The sequence below is a fragment of the Limnohabitans sp. 2KL-27 genome, from assembly GCF_001269345.1.
In the GTDB taxonomy this organism is placed as follows: Bacteria; Pseudomonadota; Gammaproteobacteria; order Burkholderiales; family Burkholderiaceae_C; genus Limnohabitans_A.
The window spans coordinates 1987045-2007146 of the sequence record NZ_CXOP01000002.1; the positions used below are offsets into that span (position 1 = coordinate 1987045).

General features: G+C 60.2%; 18 protein-coding genes and 5 tRNA genes. 6 read left to right on the forward strand and 17 right to left on the reverse strand.

Annotated features, from left to right (window positions below; genetic code table 11):
* The first annotated feature begins 19 nt into the window (after window positions 1-19).
* Window positions 20-883 carry a glutamate racemase gene (gene murI, locus LHAB_RS12330; protein ID WP_090047948.1) on the forward strand — a complete coding sequence of 288 codons (864 nt, stop codon included), beginning with the start codon at window positions 20-22 and terminating at the stop codon, window positions 881-883.
* Here the strand turns inward: murI and LHAB_RS12335 are convergent, their stop codons facing one another.
* The 5 genes from LHAB_RS12335 to LHAB_RS14700 all read right to left on the reverse strand — a co-directional run bounded on the left by LHAB_RS12335 (window position 884) and on the right by LHAB_RS14700 (window position 3652).
* Window positions 884-2185, reverse strand: a complete 1302-nt coding sequence (locus tag LHAB_RS12335; protein ID WP_090046747.1) for an MFS transporter — start codon at window positions 2183-2185, stop codon at window positions 884-886.
* A 12-nt stretch (window positions 2186-2197) separates the two neighbouring features.
* Window positions 2198-2824, reverse strand: a complete 627-nt coding sequence (locus tag LHAB_RS12340; RefSeq protein WP_090046748.1) for a DUF6806 family protein — start codon at window positions 2822-2824, stop codon at window positions 2198-2200.
* A gap of 18 nt (window positions 2825-2842) precedes the next feature.
* Window positions 2843-2934 (reverse strand) — tRNA-Leu (locus LHAB_RS12345).
* 39 nt (window positions 2935-2973) lie between these two features.
* Window positions 2974-3366: an MAPEG family protein gene (locus tag LHAB_RS12350; RefSeq protein ID WP_090046750.1), complete on the reverse strand. Its 393-nt coding sequence runs from the start codon at window positions 3364-3366 to the stop codon at window positions 2974-2976.
* 115 nt (window positions 3367-3481) lie between these two features.
* On the reverse strand, window positions 3482-3652 hold the full coding sequence (locus LHAB_RS14700; RefSeq protein ID WP_194943172.1) for a hypothetical protein: 171 nt from the start codon (window positions 3650-3652) through the stop codon (window positions 3482-3484).
* Between the two features lie 131 nt (window positions 3653-3783).
* Between LHAB_RS14700 and LHAB_RS12355 the strand changes: the two genes are divergently transcribed.
* From LHAB_RS12355 to LHAB_RS12365, 3 genes are all read left to right on the forward strand, one after another.
* Window positions 3784-4323 (forward strand): hypothetical protein, encoded by a 540-nt coding sequence (locus tag LHAB_RS12355; protein ID WP_090046752.1) that lies wholly within the window; start codon window positions 3784-3786, stop codon window positions 4321-4323.
* A complete protein-coding gene (locus LHAB_RS12360) occupies window positions 4314-5099 on the forward strand; it encodes a hypothetical protein (RefSeq protein WP_090046754.1) in 786 nt (261 codons plus the stop codon). Before LHAB_RS12355 ends, LHAB_RS12360 begins: the two co-directional genes overlap by 10 nt.
* Before the next feature lie 92 nt (window positions 5100-5191).
* Complete coding sequence (locus LHAB_RS12365) at window positions 5192-5470, forward strand: cupin domain-containing protein (RefSeq protein WP_090046756.1); 279 nt, start codon at window positions 5192-5194, stop codon at window positions 5468-5470.
* A gap of 51 nt (window positions 5471-5521) precedes the next feature.
* Here LHAB_RS12365 and LHAB_RS12370 read toward each other — a convergent pair.
* From LHAB_RS12370 to LHAB_RS12415, 10 genes are all read right to left on the reverse strand, one after another.
* A tRNA-Cys gene (locus LHAB_RS12370) sits at window positions 5522-5595 on the reverse strand.
* Between the two features lie 80 nt (window positions 5596-5675).
* Window positions 5676-5751: transfer RNA gene (locus LHAB_RS12375), tRNA-Gly, on the reverse strand.
* Between the two features lie 197 nt (window positions 5752-5948).
* Window positions 5949-6024: transfer RNA gene (locus tag LHAB_RS12380), tRNA-Gly, on the reverse strand.
* 99 nt (window positions 6025-6123) lie between these two features.
* Window positions 6124-8547, reverse strand: a complete 2424-nt coding sequence (gene lon / locus LHAB_RS12385; protein ID WP_090046757.1) for an endopeptidase La — start codon at window positions 8545-8547, stop codon at window positions 6124-6126.
* 98 nt (window positions 8548-8645) lie between these two features.
* Complete coding sequence (gene clpX / locus LHAB_RS12390; protein WP_090046759.1) at window positions 8646-9911, reverse strand: ATP-dependent Clp protease ATP-binding subunit ClpX; 1266 nt, start codon at window positions 9909-9911, stop codon at window positions 8646-8648.
* 107 nt (window positions 9912-10018) lie between these two features.
* Window positions 10019-10627 (reverse strand): ATP-dependent Clp endopeptidase proteolytic subunit ClpP, encoded by a 609-nt coding sequence (gene clpP, locus LHAB_RS12395; protein WP_090046761.1) that lies wholly within the window; start codon window positions 10625-10627, stop codon window positions 10019-10021.
* Window positions 10628-10750: 123 nt separating this feature from the next.
* A complete protein-coding gene (tig, locus tag LHAB_RS12400; protein ID WP_090046762.1) occupies window positions 10751-12064 on the reverse strand; it encodes a trigger factor in 1314 nt (437 codons plus the stop codon).
* A gap of 65 nt (window positions 12065-12129) precedes the next feature.
* Window positions 12130-12216: transfer RNA gene (locus LHAB_RS12405), tRNA-Leu, on the reverse strand.
* Between the two features lie 116 nt (window positions 12217-12332).
* Complete coding sequence (locus LHAB_RS12410; RefSeq protein WP_090046764.1) at window positions 12333-15488, reverse strand: efflux RND transporter permease subunit; 3156 nt, start codon at window positions 15486-15488, stop codon at window positions 12333-12335.
* A 4-nt stretch (window positions 15489-15492) separates the two neighbouring features.
* Window positions 15493-16662 (reverse strand): efflux RND transporter periplasmic adaptor subunit, encoded by a 1170-nt coding sequence (locus LHAB_RS12415; protein ID WP_090046766.1) that lies wholly within the window; start codon window positions 16660-16662, stop codon window positions 15493-15495.
* A gap of 84 nt (window positions 16663-16746) precedes the next feature.
* Here LHAB_RS12415 and LHAB_RS12420 point away from each other — a divergent pair, with 84 nt between their 5' ends.
* Window positions 16747-17835, forward strand: coding sequence for a phytoene/squalene synthase family protein (locus LHAB_RS12420; protein WP_090046767.1), 1089 nt, complete (start codon window positions 16747-16749; stop codon window positions 17833-17835).
* A 30-nt stretch (window positions 17836-17865) separates the two neighbouring features.
* Window positions 17866-18705 (forward strand): presqualene diphosphate synthase HpnD, encoded by an 840-nt coding sequence (hpnD, locus tag LHAB_RS12425; RefSeq protein ID WP_090046769.1) that lies wholly within the window; start codon window positions 17866-17868, stop codon window positions 18703-18705.
* 24 nt (window positions 18706-18729) lie between these two features.
* Here the strand turns inward: hpnD and LHAB_RS12430 are convergent, their stop codons facing one another.
* Both LHAB_RS12430 and LHAB_RS12435 read right to left on the reverse strand, forming a co-directional pair.
* Window positions 18730-19380 carry a glutathione S-transferase family protein gene (locus LHAB_RS12430; protein ID WP_090046771.1) on the reverse strand — a complete coding sequence of 217 codons (651 nt, stop codon included), beginning with the start codon at window positions 19378-19380 and terminating at the stop codon, window positions 18730-18732.
* Complete coding sequence (locus LHAB_RS12435; protein ID WP_090046773.1) at window positions 19377-20099, reverse strand: HAD family hydrolase; 723 nt, start codon at window positions 20097-20099, stop codon at window positions 19377-19379. The genes LHAB_RS12430 and LHAB_RS12435 overlap by 4 nt, the downstream gene beginning before the upstream one ends.
* Window positions 20100-20102: the final 3 nt, after the last annotated feature.

Below are 20102 nucleotides of genomic sequence, written 5' to 3' on the forward strand. Positions count from 1 at the left end.
TTTTCAAACCGCCCGCACCATGACTTCTGACCAGCGCCCCATCGGCGTTTTTGACAGCGGCATTGGCGGCCTGAGTGTGTTGCAGGCCTTGAAAAAAGAACTGCCAAACGAACGGTTTGTCTACTTGGCCGACAACGCACACGCGCCCTATGGTGAAAAAAATGAAACCTTCATCAGCGAGCGCACTCATGCGATTACCGATTACCTGCTGACCCAGCACCACATCAAAGCCCTGGTCGTGGCCTGCAACACCGCCACCGCAGCGGCCATCCATGAATTGCGTGCACGCTACCTTGCACTGCCGATGGTGGGGCTGGAGCCTGCGCTCAAACCGGCCTTGGCCCTGAGCCACACCCGCCGCATTGGCGTGATGGCCACCCGTGGCACGGTGAACAGCGAGAAATTCGCCCGCCTGCTGGCCAGCGTGCAAACCGAAGCACATTTTGAGGTGCAAGCCTGCAACGGACTGGCCTTGGCCATCGAACAAAGCACCCTGCCCGCTCAGGCCGCGGCTGCGCAAGTACAGATCTCGCACTTGCTGCAAACCTACACCCAGGCCTTAGGCCGTTTTGGCAAGGCCCCTGGTCAGATGGACACCCTGGTCCTGGGCTGCACCCACTATGTGTTTGTCGAAAAAGATTTGCGCCAACTGTTAGGACCCGATGTTCAACTGATCTCGACAGGCGAACCTGTGGCGCGGCAAACGCACCGCTTGCTGGCTGCGGCCGAGTTGCTGAACCATGAGACCACCGATGGGGCAGCGCAACCCATGCGTTTGTTGACCACGGGCGATTTGCAAGGCCTGCAAGCCGCCGCCCAGCGCTGGTTGGACTTGCCTGCCAACTGCTGCGAGGCCGTGCCAGCCTCCCTGCAAGCCGAGTGATCAGGCGGGCGATTGCGCCGCCAAGCGGCCACGCTCCACGTCCACCGGCATCAACAACACCAGGCCCAGAACAAACAACAAAGAGGTCGAGCCAATCGCCAAGCGCTGGTTGCCGTCACTGAGCCAAGTGATCAGTCCATAGGTCAGAGGCCCCAGAATGCTGGCCAGACGGATGGCAAAAGTCCACAGGCCAAAAAACTCACCCAGGCGCTGTGAAGGCACCATCAAGCCCGCCATGGCCCGGCCCGAAGACTGGCTCGAGCCCATGCAAAAACCGGCAATCCCCGCCGCCCACCAAAACGTGGCCTTGTCGGTGGACAGCGCCGCGATGAAGCAGGTTGCCACCCAGCCCACCAGCGTCAATGACAGCGTCAGCTTGTGGCCGATGCGGTCTTGCACATGCCCCAGCAAAAAGGCCCCGGCAAAAGCGGCCAAGTTGAGCACAAAGATCAGCACCATGGTTTCTTGCGGCTGAAAACCGATGACTTGCTCGGCATAAATGGCCGCCAGCGTGATGGCCACGGCCACACCGCCCTGATAAGCCACCGCGCATGCCAACAAACGGGTGAAATCTCGGTAAGGCATGGCCTCGCGCAGCGTCTGACGCAACCGGCGCAGGCTTTGCAACACGGTCACCACCGGGGCATTCGCTTGCGGCGGCGAGTGCTCGCGCAGCAAGGCAAAGGTCACCAAGGCCGCCCCACCATACAGGGCTGCCGTGATCCACATGGTCACCGGCACAAACTGCCCCCCTGTCTCGCCACGCGCTTGGGCCGCCAGCACATAAGCCAAGCAGATGCCCAGGGTCAGCATGCCGCCGATGTAACCCAAAGACCAACCCCAGCCACTGACACGGCCCATGGCCTGCGGCTTGGCCAGTTCAGGTAAAAACGAGGCCGTCAGCGACTCGCCGTAAGAAAAGAAAGTGTTCGACAGCACCAGAATGAACAAGCCCAGCGCCACCTGGCCCGGCCCCACCAGTGACAAAGCCGCCGTGCTGATCACACAACCCGCCGTGACCCACATCAGCATGCGCTTTTTACCTGCCACCCGGTCGGCCCAGGCACCCAGCCCAGGCATGGTGAGCATCACGATCAAATACGAGAGGCTCAGGCCCGATGTCCAAGCCAAGGTCGCCCAATCGGCCCCATCGGCCACACCGCCCACAAAATAGGCGGCAAACACGGCCGTGATGACCACCGTGGAATAACCCGAATTGGCGAAGTCGTACATGGCCCAGCCAAAGACCTCGCGCAAGCGCACACCTGGGTTCAGTGCAGAACGAATGCCTTGGGCGTTCATGCTGTGGACCGATCAGTGCAGGTGGCGCGGGCGGCGTCCACCGCCACCATGGCCATTGCCGCCGCCCGGGCCACGAGGCGGTTTGCCAATGTCCAAAGAACTGACCAGACTGTCAAAGCGCTGGCTGAAGAGTTTGTCGATCTCGGTCACCACGCCTGACAGCTCCGCACCGTCAAAATGGCGCTCCATCATGTTGACCACGTCGTGCACCAGCAAATCGCGCTGGGCCTGCATGATCGCCCCCGGATCAGGCCCCACGAACAGCATCACGAAATCGTCGCGCGACTCGCCCCCGCTGGCCTCATCCTCGTCGTCGAATTCGGTGTCGTAAAAGGTGACCTCGATCTGGGTGCCTGCAGAGGACAAGTCATTGAGGTTCATGCACAGGTCATCCATCACCATGCGGAAATCGTCGTCGCCGCGCACCGTCCAGCACAGGTTCAGGCGCTGGGTGGTGCTGTCAAAACGGATGCCAGGCTCTTCTTCGTAAAGGCTCACAGCGCCTTCTTGCAAAGAGCGCGCCCCAGCGTAATGCCATAGCGGCTTGAGCGCCTCCTGAATTGCCTTGATCTCCGTGCCGGGTTTGATCGGCACATCACCATGCACGTGAATTTCAAGCGGTGCGTTATCGTGGTTCATGATGATGTTTTCCTCTGATGGTGCCCCGAGCCGGAATCGAACCGGCACGCCCCTTTTCAGGAAGCAACGGATTTTAAGTCCGGTGTGTCTACCAGTTTCACCACCGGGGCAGAGCGCTTATTGTGCCTTGTTAACGCGCGGTTTCTGCTTCAGTGGATCTGCAAATTCAGCATGGCCAATGCAAACAAGCCCACCACCGTGAGGTACGCCGCCGACCAGACCATGGTGCGCCATTTGGCTTTGTTGGTGACATAGAAAAAAACATAAGCCACCCGCGCAGCAATGAAGAACAAGGCCAGAGCGTCCACTGTGACCGGATCGACCCCGGTGAGCAAGGCCAGGACCACACCGACGGCAAAAAACGGAAAAGCCTCGAAACAATTGGCCTGGGCGGCATTGGCCCGCGCCCTGAACCCGGTTTGGCTGGCCAGCCAAGCACGGGGGTCGCTGTTGTCGTAACCCTTGAAGCCCGATTTGGCAATGCCTGCACACACCACGGGCATGATGCCCGCCACCAACACGGCGCCATAAGAAATGAACATTCAGCTCTCCTGGATGAGCGGCACGACCTGAAAAGGCCCCGCAAAGATCGAAAAAAAAGCCACTGAGTTCATCAGTGGCTCGGCACTGGCCCGGCAAACGCCGGACGCACCGGGTTCAACCGCCCTTTTTGGAGCGCTTACCGGGGTTTTTCTTGGTGCGAGTGGCGACACCGCGCTCCAAGCTCACGCGCTGGCCACGGCCGCCTGTGCGCAAGGTCACGCCTGGCAAAGCGGGCAATGGGGGGGTGAATTTACGATCTGCTTCGGTGACGATTTTGTTGCCCATCTGTGGCTCCGGATAAAAAAATGCAAAACGGTATTAAGCCACAAGAATGCGCCTTTTTTGCCGTCAGCCCCTTTGAAGTTGCGCCCTGCATGCGCAGATTCAGCGGTTTCGACTGGCGATAAACTGCCCGCATGGACTACACCCTGCTCCTGATCGTCGCTTATTTCGCCTTGCTGGCGATCAACCTGCGCAAACGCTGGGGCGTCATTGAAGGCCCGTGGCTTTTCTTCTTTCGGGCATTTTTCCCGAATTGGAAGTTTTACCACGGCATCAACCCCGCGCCGCGCTTGTATGTGCGCGGCCAATCCGAATCCGGCGACTGGACCGACTGGCGGCTGCTTTACCCCCGGATCCCCAGACAAGCGTGGCACCTTTTTCACAATGCTGCCGTCAATTTGGCCTTGACGCATCAAAACCTGGTTGACCATCTGGCCAACGACATCAACGATTTACCCGATGGGGCAGACATCCGTGAACGCGTCACTTACCAACTGGTCAGCCGACTTGCGAGGGAAGCCATCGAGGGTGGTTCTTGGGGCCACGCCCCCATGATGCAGGCATCACCCGTCGCCAGGCTTTGTGCCTATCAGTTTGAATTGAGGGTCGAACTGCCCGATGGCGCCAGCAGTGAACGCATGCTGCAATCCCCCGTGGTGCCAACATGGAACTGACGCTGGCCATCCGCATTTTTGAAGTGCTGCTGGGCCTGAGCTTGGTCATCCAAACTCTGGAATACCTGCGACTGCCAGTGCTGGACCGGGTGACCCTCTGGTCCATGCTGTCGCAGGAAATTCCGACCCAGCCCATGTGGCTCAAGAGCAGCGTGAGCCGACTTCTGCAGCCCGGCCCCTACCGCGCCATGCTGGGTTTGCGACTGGTGCTGGCCATTGCCTTGATGCTGGGCCTGGTCGGTTTGACCGGTGCTGCAGTGTTGTTTCTGATGGCTTTGCTCCTGCTTTTGCGCTGGCGCGGGGCATTCAATGGGGGCAGCGATTTCATGACCTTGGTCTGCCTGTCGGGCTTGCTCCTGGCGCATCTGGTGGGCGCCTTCGCGGGCGAGTCCCTGGGGTGGCAAGCGGGTTTTTGGTACGTCAGCCTGCACACGATCAGCTCGTACTTCGTCTCGGGATGGGTGAAGCTGCTGCGCCCGGAATGGCGCTCAGGGCGCGCCCTCACGCTTTTTCTGGACACTGGCGTGTACGGCCCACTGCCGCAGAGCAGCGTTTTCAGGAACCCCCAAGTCGCCTGGCTTTGCTCTTGGTCCTTCACCCTGTGGGAAGGCTGCTTTCCTCTGGCATTGTTGGACATCCGGTTGGCACTGGTTTTGTGCGCTGTGGCCGCCCTTTTCCATTTCCTGGTGTTCTGGTTTTTTGGCCTGAACCGCTTTTTCTGGGCTTGGCTCAGCACATTTCCGGCCATTGTCTACTGTTCGGGCACCGCCTGGTAAGGCCTTTTTTTCCGCCCCGGGCCATGACGAATTGGCGACTGCGTGGTCCAACCATGCCGCGTACGATGGTGTTTTCAACTGCAAGGTCAACCATGAACTCCCCCACATTGGAATCGTTCACAGCCCAATCCCTTGAAGAAGGCTTCGACGAAATCATCGTCCGCGAGTGGGATGCCAACCTCCAACTCGATACCCACACCCATGCTTTCGATGTCAGCGCCTATGTCTTGCGGGGCGAGTATTGGCTCACGGTGGGTCAAGAGGTCAAACACCTGAAGGCCGGCGACTACTTTCGCCTCGCGCGAGATGTTCCTCATGCCGAGCTTTACGGTGCGCAAGGCGCGACCGTGTGGGTGGCCCGGGCCAATTGAAAAGTCAATAAAAAATGCCTCAGCGGTGTTGACCACTGAGGCATGATTGTTTGGAGGCGCGACCCAGAGTCGAACTGGGCTAGACGGATTTGCAATCCGTTGCATAACCGCTTTGCTATCGCGCCAGAATCAAAAACACGGTGACAAAAATGGGAAGCTGGTGCTTCCCATGTTGCGAAAGATGTTGGCACTTCTTTCTTGTGTTTGGAGCGGGAAACGAGGCTCGAACTCGCGACCTCAACCTTGGCAAGGTTGCGCTCTACCAACTGAGCTATTCCCGCATTCTGAGCATCAAATTATACAACGAGAAAATGGGTGGCAGATCTGCATGCACTGCAAAATTCCGGATCAGAGAACTCGTTGATCTTTCTCGCTGGACCCATTTAAATGGCACAAGATAAAAGGCACAAGACCAACGAAAAAGGGAAGCATCAGCTTCCCTTTGAGGTTGAAAGAAGTTGGCACTTCTTTCGGTGTTTGGAGCGGGAAACGAGGCTCGAACTCGCGACCTCAACCTTGGCAAGGTTGCGCTCTACCAACTGAGCTATTCCCGCGTATTTCAGAAAACTCGGCATTGTAGGCCTTGTTCGCTGCAATGGTCAAATTGTAATGCAATTTCAGGCCAACTTGGAGGCTGATCTGAAAATTTTGCATCAATGTTTCACCGCCTCGGGTTTCACCGTGGCTGTGACAGCAGACAAATCCGCAGCAGCCACCTCTTCATCGCTCAGTGGCGTCGGCTTGGCTTCCAAAGCCACATCCAGCACCTGGTCAATCCACTTGACGGGCACAATTTCCAGACCGTTTTTGACATTACCGGGAATGTCCTGAAGGTCTTTGACGTTGTCCTCTGGGATCAACACGGTCTTGATACCACCGCGCAAAGCCGCCAGCAACTTTTCCTTCAGACCACCGATGGCCGTGACTTCACCGCGCAGGGTGATTTCACCCGTCATGGCCACATCGGCGCGCACAGGGATGCCCGTCATGGCCGACACCATGGCCGTGGTCATGGCCGCACCAGCACTCGGGCCATCCTTGGGGGTGGCGCCATCGGGCACGTGGATGTGCAAGTCTTTCTTCTCGAAAATCTCGTCCTTGATGCCCAAGAGGCGCGAGCGGCTGCGCACCACCGTGCGAGCAGCCTCCACCGACTCTTTCATCACGTCGCCGAGCGAACCCGTGCGGGTGATGACGCCTTTGCCGGGCATCAGGGCCGCTTCGATCGTCAGCAAATCGCCGCCCACCTCGGTCCAGGCCAATCCGACGACCTGACCGACCTGGTTCTTTTGCTCAGCGCGGCCATAGGAGTACTTGCGCACCCCTAAAAAGTCGTTCAGGTTGTCGGCGTTCACCACCACCTGTGGCGTCATTTGCTTGAGCAGCAAAGCCTTGACCACCTTGCGGCAGATCTTGCCCAGCTCGCGCTCAAGGGACCGCACACCCGCTTCGCGGGTGTAGTAACGCACCACATCGCGCACGGCCTCTTCGGTCACCTGCAGCTCGGAATCCTTCACACCGTTGTTGGTCATTTGCTTGGGCAGCAAATACTTCATGGCGATGCTGGTTTTTTCGTCTTCGGTGTAACCCGACAAACGGATCACTTCCATCCTGTCCAACAGGGCCGATGGGATGTTCATCGAGTTGGAGGTGGCCACGAACATGACATCGCTCAGGTCAAAGTCGACTTCAACGTAATGATCTCCGAAAGTGTGGTTTTGCTCAGGGTCCAGCACCTCCAGCAAAGCACTCGAGGGATCCCCCCGAAAGTCGGTGCCCAGCTTGTCGATTTCGTCCAGCAGGAACAGCGGATTCTTGGTGCCCACCTTGTTCAGGTTTTGCAGCACCTTGCCGGGCAAAGCACCGATGTAGGTGCGGCGGTGCCCACGAATCTCGGCCTCGTCGCGCATGCCGCCCAGCGCCATGCGCACGTATTTGCGTCCCGTGGCCTTGGCAATCGACTGGCCCAGCGACGTCTTGCCCACGCCGGGTGGCCCGACCAAGCACAGGATGGGGGCCTTGACCTTGTCCACGCGCTGCTGCACCGCGAGGTATTCCAGGATGCGGTCTTTGACCTTGTCCAGGCCGAAGTGGTCCTGATTGAGAACGTCTTCGGCATTGGCCAGGTCGTGTTTGAGCTTGGTTTTTTTACCCCAAGGCAAGCCAATGAGCACATCCAGGTAGTTGCGCACGACCGACGCTTCTGCCGACATGGGCGACATGAGTTTGAGCTTTTTGAGCTCGCCATCGGCTTTTTTGCGGGCCTCGGCCGACATTTTGGCGGCCTTGATCTTCTTTTCGATTTCCTCGATGTCCGCGCCCTCTTCGCCATCGCCCAGTTCTTTCTGGATGGCCTTGACCTGCTCGTTCAGGTAAAAGTCGCGTTGGTTCTTTTCCATCTGCCGCTTGACGCGGCCACGGATGCGCTTGTCCACGTTCAGGATGTCCACCTCATGCTCCAACTGAGCAAACAGGTTTTCCAAACGCGACTTGATGTTGGCCAGGTCCAGGACCTGTTGCTTGTTTTCCAACTTGAGCGGCAGATGCGCTGCGATGGTGTCAGCCAAGCGACCTGGATCGTCGATGCTGGAGATCGAAGTCAGGATCTCAGGGGGAATTTTCTTGTTCAGTTTGACGTACTGGTCAAACTGCTGCATCACGGCACGGCGCAGGGCCTCGATTTCGCTGCTGTCATCGGACTGCTCGGAAATGGGGTCCACCGGGGTCACAGAAGCCACAAAGTGGGCTTCGCCATCCACGATCGACTTGACCAGGGCCCGTTGCTGACCTTCGACCAGGACCTTCACGGTGCCATCGGGCAATTTGAGCATCTGCAAAATGGTGGACACGCAACCCACGTCGAACATGTCTTCGACGCCCGGTTCGTCTTTGGCCGCCGTCTTCTGGGCCACCAGCATGATGCGGCGCTCGGCAGCCATGGCCGACTCCAGCGCCTTGATGCTTTTGGGGCGACCCACAAACAGCGGAATCACCATGTGAGGGAAGACCACCACGTCGCGCAGGGGCAACATGGGCAGTTCAATCAGGGTGGATGGCAAAGGTGTGTGTCCAGACATGGTATGTCCCTCAGGTCAATTCAAAGCACGTGGATGCTGCAACTGCGATTTCAACCCATCGAGACGAAGGGGTATTCATGGGGTGCAGCAACAGTGGTTCAGGCCTGCTTGGCCGACTCGCGGTAAACCAGCAGCGGGGGCTTGTTGTCGTCGATGACGGACTCGTCCACCACAACTTTTTCGACGTTCGCTTGGTTGGGCAGTTCAAACATGGTGTCGATCAGGGCCTGCTCCATGATGGAGCGCAAACCACGGGCGCCCGTTTTGCGCGCCAAGGCCTTGCGGGCCATGGCCGTGAGTGCGTTGGGTCGCACTTCGAGCTCGACGCCTTCCATGGCCAGCAATTTGGTGAACTGTTTGACGACCGCGTTTTTCGGCTCGGTCAGGATTTGCACCAGCGCCTCTTCACTCAACTCGGCCAAAGTGGCCACCACCGGCAAACGGCCCACCAGCTCGGGGATCAAGCCAAACTTGATCAGGTCTTCAGGTTCGACTTCGTTGAACACGTCGGTGAGCGAACGCTGCTTCTTGCTTTTGACCGTGGCGCCAAAACCAATGCCACCGGATTCGGTGCGGTTTTCGATGACTTTTTCCAGCCCGGCAAATGCGCCACCGCAGATGAACAAGATGTTGGTCGTGTCGATCTGCAAAAAGTCTTGATTGGGGTGCTTGCGACCACCTTGCGGAGGGACGCTGGCCATGGTGCCTTCGACCAATTTGAGCAGCGCTTGTTGCACGCCCTCCCCCGACACGTCGCGGGTGATCGAGGGATTGTCAGATTTGCGGGTGATCTTGTCGATTTCGTCGATATAAACGATGCCGCGCTGGGCGCGCTCGACGTCGTAGTTGCAGGTTTGCAGCAACTTGGCCACGATGTTTTCAACGTCCTCGCCCACATAACCGGCTTCGGTCAACGTGGTGGCATCGGCCATGACAAAGGGCACATCCAGCATGCGCGCCATGGTCTGGGCCAGCAAGGTCTTGCCCGAACCCGTGGGGCCAATCAGCAAGATGTTGCTCTTGGCCAGCTCCACATCGTCTTTTTTGGCGCCTTCTTTGTGTTTGAGGCGCTTGTAATGGTTGTACACCGCGACCGCGAGACTGCGTTTGGCCTTTTCCTGGCCAATCACATAGTTGTCGAGGTTGGTCTTGATGTCGAGTGGCGTGGGCAAGCCTTCTTTGGCACCTTCGCTCACCGTCGAAGTGGCCAATTCATCGCGCACGATGTCATTGCACAAATCGATGCATTCGTCACAAATGAACACCGACGGACCTGCGATCAACTTCTTGACCTCGTGCTGGCTTTTGCCGCAAAAGGAGCAGAACAGGTTTTTCTCAGTGCTTGAGCCTTTTTTATCGGCCATAAATGTCGCCTCGGTATCCGTAATTCGTCAATGATAACGAAAGAAAAACGGCGTTCACCCTTTGGGGGTCAACGCCGTCAGCCAGGGCGCCGGAAAGCCGGCAACCCTCAAGCACGTTTGGAAATCACTTCGTCAATCAAACCGTAGTCTTTGGACTCGGCCGCTGACAGGTAATAGTCACGCTCGGTATCGAATTCAATTTTCGACAGCGGCTGTCCGGTGTTCTCGGACAGGATGCGGTTCAACTGGGCACGGGTCTTGACGATCTCGCGGGCCGCGATTTCGATTTCGGTGGCCTGACCACGCGCACCGCCCAAAGGCTGGTGGATCATGATCTTGGAGTTGGGCAGCGCAAAGCGCTTGCCCTTGGCCCCCGAAGACAGCAAGAACGCGCCCATGCTGGCGGCCATGCCGTTGCAAAGTGTGGACACATCGGGCTTGATGAAATTCATGGTGTCGTAAATCGCCATGCCGGCGCTGACCGAACCACCAGGAGAGTTGATGTAGAGCGAAATGTCCTTTTCGGGGTTTTCACTCTCCAAAAACAGCAACTGGGCCACGATCAAATTGGCCATGTGGTCATTGACCTCACCCACCAAAAAGATCACGCGCTCCTTGAGCAAACGCGAATAGATGTCATAAGCACGTTCGCCACGGCCCGATTGCTCGATGACCATGGGCACCATGCCCAAATTTGTGATGTCCAGTGCGCTCATCTTTTCTCCAGAAAATTCATGGATTACTTTAACCGGGTTTTCAACCCCACCAAAGAGATGGGGCTTGTGAGCCAGACTGCAAGCCCGGCACAAGCCCCATGCATCAAGGTTTCAATGGACCGATCAGGCCTGCTGACCCATCAACTCTTCAAAAGAGATGGCTTTTTCGACCACTTTGGCCTGGGCCAATACGAAGTCGGAGACGTTGCTTTCGATCACCACGGCTTCGACTTCGGCCATGCGCTGGTTGTCGCTGTTGTACCACCGCACCACATCATCGGGACGCTCGTAGCTGGAAGCGAGCTCCTGGATGTGAGCCTGGATCTGTTCGGCCTTGGCATGCAGGGTGTTGCCACGCACGACTTCGGCCACCACCAGGCCCAGGCGCACGCGCTGCTCGGCTTGGGGGCGGAAAATATCGTCGGGAATCGGGGCCTTGTCGGCGTCCTTGACACCACGCTGCTTCAGGTCGGCGCGAGCACCTTCCTTGAGGCGTTCGATTTCGTTTTGCACGATCGACTGGGGCAGATCCAACTCGGCCTTGGCCACCAAAGCGTCCATGGCCGCTTGCTTGTTGCGGGCCAGCAAGCGGAACTTCACTTCGCGCTCGAGGTTCTTGCGGATGTCGGCGCGCAGGCCTTCGACGGTCGCGTCGGCGATGCCCAAGGACTTGGCCAGAGCTTCGTTGACTTCGGGCAAGTTGGCGGCTTCGATTTTCTTGACGGTGACCATGAAGTCAGCGGTTTTGCCCGCCACATCCTGGCCGTGGTAATCCGCAGGGAAGGCCAAGGGGAAGGTCTTGCTTTCGCCCGACTTCATGCCGCTCACAGCCTCTTCGAACTCCTTGAGCATCTGGCCGTCGCCCAAGATGAACTGGAAGTCTTCGGCTTTGCCGCCAGCGAACACTTCACCGTCGATCTTGCCTTCAAAGTCAATCGTGGCGCGGTCACCTTCTTGGGCTGCGGCGTCCTGGGCACGCTGAGCAAAGGTGCGGCGCTGCTTGCGCAGGATGTCCACAGTCTTGTCGATGGCGGCGTCAGAGACCTCGGCGGTCAATTTTTCGACTTCGGTGTCGGCCAGGTTGCCCAGTTTGACTTCGGGGTAAACCTCAAAAATGGCTTCGAAATTCAGCTCGCCTTCGGGTGCGCCTTCTTTTTCGGAAATGCGGGGTTGACCGGCCACGCGCACTTGGGCTTCATTGGCGGCCACAGAAAATGCCTCGCCCACTTTGTCGTTCAACACTTCGTACTGAACCGAGTAGCCATAGCGCTGGGCGACCACATTCATGGGCACTTTGCCAGGACGAAAACCGTCCATCTTGACCGTGCGGGCCATTTTCTTCAGGCGTGCATCCACTTCGGACTGAATGGCCGTCACGGGCACAGTCAGGGTGATCTTGCGTTCCAGCTTTTCAAGGGTTTCAACAGTCACAGTCATCGTCGTTCTCGGTTAATTGAATGTCTCTCAGGCCAATGGGTCAACACCGTTGGCCAAAAGTCGGTTGGTGCGCGGGGCGGGACTCGAACCCGCACAGTGTTGCCACCGTCAGGACCTAAACCTGGTGCGTCTACCAATTTCGCCACCCGCGCAGGTCCAAACAAAAAGGGCGACAGGCCCGTCGCACGACCCGAAAGCCCCACGACGCACCTGACCGCCCGGTTGAAATCGGTCAACTTTCTATTTTAGCCGCTTCATTTGTCCAAATTCAGGCGCGGGCTTGATTTGGGCGCTCAATTCTGAACCAGGCCGCGTACATGGCCGGCAGCGCCAGCAGGGTCAAGGCCGTGGCCACGATCAGGCCCCCCATGATGGCCACCGCCATCGGCCCCCAGAAAATACTGCGGGACAATGGAATCATGGCCAGCACCGCAGCAGCGGCGGTGAGCACGATGGGGCGCAAACGCCGCACCGCCGACTCCACAATCGCCTGCCACGGGGCCATGCCCGCGGCCCGGTCTTGCTCAATCTGGTCGATCAAGATGACCGAATTGCGCTGGATCATGCCCATGAGCGCGATCACGCCGAGCAGGGCCACAAAGCCAAAGGGGCGGTCCAGCACCAGCAATGCGCCGGCCACACCCGCCATGCCCAGGGGTCCGGTCAAAAACACCAACATGGCCCGGCTGAAGCTTTGCAGCTGCAGCATCAGCAAGGTGAAGGTGATGAACAGCATGACCGGCACACCCGCTGCGATGGACGCCGAGCCTTTGGCACTTTCCTCCACCGCGCCCGCCACCTCAATGCGATAACCGTTCAGGCCCTGGCCTTGCCAGGTGGCCTCGGTCTTTTTGAGGTCAGGCAGCAGCTGCGCCGTGACCGTGGCCCCTTGCAGGCCCTCGGCAATGTCGGCCTGCACGGTGATGGCAAACTGCCGACCCTCGCGCCACATCACGCCCGGCTCCCAGGCCAATACCGGCGTGGCAATTTGCAGCAAGGGGATGAAACGCCCCGAGGCCGTGGGCACATAAGCCTGGCCCAAGTCCGACAAGGCATCGCGCTCGGCCAAAGGCTGGCGCAGCACGATCTCGATCAGCTTGTCGCCGTCACGGTACTGACCCACCGCGCTGCCCGACAGCAAGGTGCGCGAAGCCTGCGCGATGGACTGGCTGCTCACGCCCAAAGCGCGGGCTTTGGCTTGGTCCACCTCCAGACGCACCGACTTGACCGACTCGTTCCAGTTGTCGTTCACGCCGCGCGTGTTGGGGTTCTGGCGCATTTGGGCCTTGATCTCGTCGGCCTTCTGGCGCAGGACCTTGGGGTCCGAGCCCACCACCCGGAACTGCACCGGGTAAGGCACAGGCGGGCCATTGGGCAGCAATTTCACACGCCCACGCACTTCGGGGAACTCCTGGGCCAGCAAGGCGGGCAGCTTTGCACGCAGCACTTCGCGGGTTTTCAAGTCGGTCGGCTGCACGATCAACTGCGACACGTTGGTTTGCGGAAACACCTGGTCCAGCGGCAGGTAAAAGCGCGGCACGCCAGAGCCGACCCAGGCAGTGACCGATTTGACGCCCTGCTCCTGGGCCAAGCGCTGCTCCACGAGGCGCGTGATGTCCTCACTGGCCTGAACAGGAGAGCCCTCCGGCAGCCACAGGTCCACCATGATCTCTGGACGGCTGGAGTCCGGGAAGAACTGCTGCTGTACCTTGCCCATGCCCACCATGCCCAGGGCAAACAAAGCGATGGTGATGGCAATCGTTTTCCAGCGGTGGGTCACGCACCAAGTCACCCAAGCGCGAAAGTGCCGGTAAAACGGCGTGTCATACATCTCGGCCGAATCCAGGTGCTGCGCCGACACGGCGTGCGCGGGCGGCTTGAGCAGCCAAGCCCCCAAATAAGGCACAAAGTAAACCGAAGCCACCCAGCTCACCAACAGCGCCACCACCGTGACCGCAAAAATCGCAAAGGTGTACTCGCCCGTCATGGACTTGGCCATGCCGATTGGCAAGAAACCGGCGGCGGTGATCAAGGTGCCCGTGAGCATGGGCATGGCGGTCAGTTCGTAGGCAAAGGTCGCCGCACGCACCTTGTCATAGCCCTCTTCCATTTTGCGCACCATCATTTCCACCGCAATGATGGCGTCGTCCACCAGCAAACCCAAAGCGATGATGAGCGAGCCCAGTGAGATTTTGTGCAGGCCAATGCCAAAGTAATGCATGGCCAAAAAGGTCACCGCCAACACCAGCGGGATGGTGATGCCCACCACCAGGCCGGGGCGGATGTCCAGCGTCCAGCGCCGCCAAAAGGGGTGTTGACCTGGCCGCTGGTGCAGGCCCAGCGCCAAGAAGCTCACCGCCAACACAATCACCACCGCCTCGATCAGCACCTTGATGAACTCGTTGACCGAACTCGACACCGCGCTGGGCTGGTCCTGCACCTGGGTCAGGCTCATGCCCGCAGGCAGGCTGGCCTGCGTGGCCGCGATCGCGACCCGCAAGGACTTGCCCAGGGCGATGATGTCGCCGCCTTTGGCCATGGACACCCCCAGCGCGATCACCTCCTGGCCCTCATGGCGAACCTTCACACTGGCCGGGTCCGCATAACCCCGGGTCACCGTGGCGATGTCGGACAGGCGAATTTGCGCACCCGAGGCCCCGCGAATGGGCAAGGCCTTCAAATCTTCCAGGCTCTGGAACTGGCCGCCCACGCGCACCTGCACCACATCGGCCGGCGACTGGATGCTGCCCGCCGATTCGACCGCGTTTTGCTGATTCAGCTGGGCCAAGACCGAGCTCATGTCCAGACCCATTTGCGAAAGCCGCTTTTGCGAGACTTCCACAAAGACCTTTTCATCTTGCACGCCAAACAACTCGACCTTGGCCACATCGGGCACGCGCAGCAACTCCTGGCGCAAGCTGTCGGCCTGGGTTTTGACCTCGGCCGAGGAGAAGCCCTGGCCGCCCAGCGCGTAAATCACGCCGTAGACATCGCCAAACTCATCGTTGAAAAACGGTCCGATCACGCCCGGCGGGAGGCTGCCGCGCATGTCACCGATCTTTTTGCGCACGGTGTACCAAATTTGCGGCACATCGCCGGGCTTGGAGTTGTCCTTGATCTGGAAAATGATTTGCGCCTCGCCCGGCTTGGAATAACTGCGGATCTTGTCGGCAAAGGGCACTTCCTGCAGCGTGCGCTCGATCTTGTCGGTCACTTGCTCAGCCACTTGCTCTGCCGTGGCACCCGGCCAATAGGCCCGAACGACCATGGCGCGGAAGGTGAAGGGCGGGTCTTCGTCCTGCCCCAACTGGAAATAAGAAGCCATGCCCAGAACCATCAGCACCACCATCAGGTAGCGGGTCAGGGCCGGATGCTCAAGCGCCCAGCGCGAGAGGTTGAATCGGGTGTTGTCGTTGCGGCTCATGCGTTCACCGTGGGCTCACCGCAGGGGCGGATGCAGGAGCCAAAGCGGGTGTCGGCGTTGATCCTTTGCCACCTGGGTGGTACACCGTCACCTTCTGACCAGGCGACAACACATGGACTCCGGCGCTCACCACCTTCTGTCCGGGTTGGAGCCCGGCACTGACCACGACCTCATTGCCATCGACCGGACCCAGCTGCACCGCTTGGCTGTTGACCGTCATCGTGGCCTCATCCAGCACCCAAACGGCCGTGCCCTGCCCCTCCTGACGCAAAGCGCTGGTGGGCAGTTTGATGACCGAGGCCAAAGCAACCGGCGTCCCTGGTGCTCGCACATTCAAAGTAGCCCCCAAAGGCAAAGCACTCCCCACTCCCGGGGCCAACGCCAGTTTGACCCCATAGGTGCGCGTGACCGGGTCGGCACTGGCCGCCAGCTCACGCACCGTGCCCTGCACCTTCTGCCCGGTGCTCAGCACCGTGGCCTGCATGCTCTGGCCAAGCCGGATCGCCATGATGGCCGACTCGGACACCGCAAACACCGCATCGCGCGGCCCGTCGTGTGCCAGACGCAACACCGGCTGACCCGCCGACAGCACTTGTCCCACTTCGGCCTCCACGGCGGTGATCACACCCGCGTGACTGGCTGTTAAACGGGCATAGCCCACTTGGTTGCCTTGTGCTTGAGCCTGCGCTTTAGCCTGACTCAAAGCTGCATCAGCCGCCTTCAGGCTGGCCTCGCGCCGCTCCAATTCGGCACCGCTGATGAAGTTTTGCGCCTTGAGTGCCTCGAAACGCTTGAATTCGGCAGCTGCCAGATCGCGCTGACTTTGTGCGGCAGTCACCTGGGCCTGGGCGGCTTGCGCGGCCAACTGAAAGTCTTGGGCATCCACCAGTGCCAGCAATTGGCCAGCGGACACGCGCTGACCCGGTTCGGCGGGCCGCTGGACCAGTTTGCCCCCCACCCGAAAGCCCAAGCGCGACTCCACACGCGCCCGCACCTCGGCCGAGTACTCGCCGCCCAGGTTCAGATCTCCACCCGCCACCGTGATCAACTTGACCGATCGCAGGGGTTCTTGGGGGGCATCGACCTTGGAACATGCCACCAAAGTCAACACCGAAGCGGCGAGCGCGCACACACAAGAAACCCGCCGGGTGGCGAGAGGCAACAAAGAGGGCATGGGAGATCCAAGAAAAATAATGACCGATTGGTTAGTAATCTATTCAAACCGCCCCCAACTGTCAAGCGACAATAGGAATTGACCATGATCACGCCCCCCCCATTCCAGGAGCACCAACCGGCAAGCCGCACGCCTTCGGGCATGAGCGCCGCGCAGCGGCAACTGCTGCGCCATGTGTCGCGCTCCTTCGACCTGTCCATCCGCCTGTTGCCCAAGGCGCTTCAAGCCCCGGTGGCCATCGGCTACCTGCTGGCCCGCGCCACCGACACAGTGGCCGACACCACCGCCCTGCCCCTGAACGAACGGCAGGTTTTGCTGGACCTTATGACGCAGGCCATCGCCGACCCGAACAGCTCGGCCGAAGAAAGACGCGACCTGAGCCGTTTGACCCAAGCCTTTGCCACGCAACAAACCGACCCGCACGAACGCGCCTTGATGCAGGCCCTGCCCCAATGCCTGCCACTTTTAGTCAGCCTGTCGGATGTCGACCAGGCCAGCGTGCGCCAGGTGCTGGGCCACATCACCCGGGGCCAACACCTGGACATGGCCCGCTTTGGCCCCGGCCTTCAAGCATTGCAAACCGAGGCCGAACTGAGCGAGTACACCTGGCTGGTGGCCGGGTGCGTGGGCGAGTTTTGGACCGAGCTGTGTGGCCGCCATTTGCCCGGCTACAGCCTGCTGCCGCAGGACGAGATGGTGCGCATCGGCCGCGCCTACGGCATGGGCTTGCAGCGCCTGAACATCATCCGTGACGCCGGGGCCGACCTGGCCGCCGGACGTTGTTATTGGCCTGTGGACACCCTGGCACAGGCCGGCATGACCCCGGCCATGCTCGCCCAAGCGGCCCAAACTGACGCGGCAGACACCCTGAATGCATGGGCCCCGCTTTACAGCCAGTGGCTGGACCAGACGCAAGTCCAACTGGCCGATGGCATGCGCTACGCCTTGGCGCTCAAGCCCCTGCGCCTGCGCCTGGCCAGCGCCCTGCCCGCATTGATCGGTGCGCGCACCGTGGCGCTGCTGCGCAAGACCGGTCCCGCGGCCTTGAGCCAGCGCGTCAAAATGCCACGCCACGAGGTCCGCGCCCTGCTGTGGCGCGTCACTTGGGGTCTGGGGTCTGCGGCCGTTCTGGAAAAAGAATTCCGCCAATTGTCCGAGGTGCCCCGGCCTTGAGCCTGTGTTTGAATGCGAGAATCTCAGCCCATGAGCCCGCAAGACTATGTCCAACAAAAAGCCGCCGCATCGGGCAGCAGTTTCTATTACGCCTTTTTGTTTTTGCCCCCCGAACGGCGTGCAGCCATCACCGCCTTCTATGCTTTTTGCCGCGAAGTGGACGACGTGGTCGACGACATCTTGGACCCCGGTGTGGCCGCCACCAAACTTGCCTGGTGGCAAAAAGAGGTGCTGCAAGCCTATGCGGGCCAGCCCAGTCACCCCGTCATGCACGCCCTCATGCCACTGGCCCCCACCTTCGGCATCGAAAGCCGTCACCTGATGGCCGTGATCGACGGCTGCCAAATGGACCTGAACCAAACCCGCTACCTGGATTTTGCGGGCCTCAAGACCTATTGCCACTTGGTGGCAGGCGTGGTGGGCGAAGTCGCCGCCCGCATCTTTGGCCAGACCGACGAAGCCACAACGGCCTATGCACACAAGTTGGGCCTGGCTTTTCAGATGACCAACATCATCCGCGACGTGGGCGAAGACGCCATGCGTGGGCGCATCTACCTGCCGCTGGACGAGCAGCAACGCTTTGGGGTCAAGGCCAACGAACTGATCCAGCGCAGTTATTCAGACAACTTCACTGCACTCATGAAGTTCCAGACCGAGCGCGCCCACGCCCTGTACGACGAAGCCCTGGCACTCTTGCCCGGCGCCGACCGCCGCGCCCAAAAACCCGGCCTCATGATGGCCAGCATCTACCGCACCTTGCTTAGCGAGATCGAAGCCTCAGGCTTTCAGGTGCTGCACCAGCGCATCGCGCTCACGCCGCTGCGCAAACTGTGGCTGGCGTGGAAGATGCAGGCGCTGGGGCGGTTTTGAGGCGCGAGCCAAAAGTCTCGTCCGTCATGGCAGCGCCCGCACACGCTTTTGTGCCTCGCGCTCCATGCACGCCTGCAACCAGCCTGAAACAGCCGGGTATTGCGCCAACAAGCCCGGGGCCGGGCGAATCCAGTTGGCCACGCTGGCCACACACACATCGGCCACGGTGAAACGATCGGCCGCCAAATGGGCCTGGCCTTGGGCGTGCTGGGCTTGCAGATGCGCCTCCAGCACAGACAGCGGCACCTTCAAGCGGTTTTCGGCTTGTTCGGCCAGCTCGGGCTTGCGCTGGTCGGCAGGCATGGCCATGCGGTGCATGAGCACGGCGAGCGCGTCTTTTTCGAGCTCGGTCACCGTCCAAAAGCTCCAGCGCAGGGCCTCGGCTTCTTCGCGGGGCGTGGCGGGGGTGATCGACCGGCCATCGGCTTGGCCGTGCACGCGGGCGATGTAAAGCGCGCAGGCCATGCTTTCCCACACGGTGACCGGGCCTTCGGGCCGCTCGTCCACCACCACCGGAATGTGGCCGTTGGGGTTGAGCGCCAAAAACTCGGGCGTGCGTGTCGCGCCCGCTTTGTAGGTCATGGCGATGTGCTCAAAGGGCACGCCCAATTCGATTGCGGCCCACAAGGGCCGCGCGGCGCGGGATGCGCTGATGCCGTAAATTTTCAAAGTCATGGGGTCTTTCGGGCTGGTTCGTAATCAGGCCAACTGGCGCACAGCGCGTGCAAGTCCCGCACCTCCAGATGTGGGCGCATGTCGCCATGGGCCCAATCGTGGCCTTCGCGGTTGAGCCAGGCCACCTGCATGCCCGCGGCCAAAGCGCCCACGCAGTCGGCGTGCGCGTCGTCGCCAATGTGCAGCACCTCATGCGGCTGCACGCCCGCCGCTGCGGCGCCCGCCACAAAAATGCGCAAGTCCGGCTTGGCCACGCCCAGCGACTGGGCACTCACGCTGGCGTGAAAGTGCTGGCCAATGCCCACGCGGTGCACATCGGCGTTGCCGTTGGACAAGGCCACCACCGGCATGCGCTGGCTCCAGAACGCCAGCGCAGGCAGCGCATCGTCAAACAAATCCACCCGTTGGCGCTCGGAAAAAAACACCTCAAAAGCCGCCTCCGCCAGGTGCATGGGCTCCCCGGCTTGCTGCAGCAAAGCCCGGATCGACTCCCGGCGCAGAAACGACAAGTCGTGCGCCCGGTCGGCGTGGCGGGCATTGATCTCAGCGCGCACGGCTTTTTTGAGTTCGGCATCGGCCGACAAGGCTGCAGCGCCAGGGGCGTGGGTGCTCAGCCAAGTCTGTAAAACCACCTCGGCACGCCCAATCGTGGGCCAAACGGGCCACAATGTGTCGTCCAGATCGAGGGTAATGGCTTTGATTCGGGAAATGTCAATCATGGT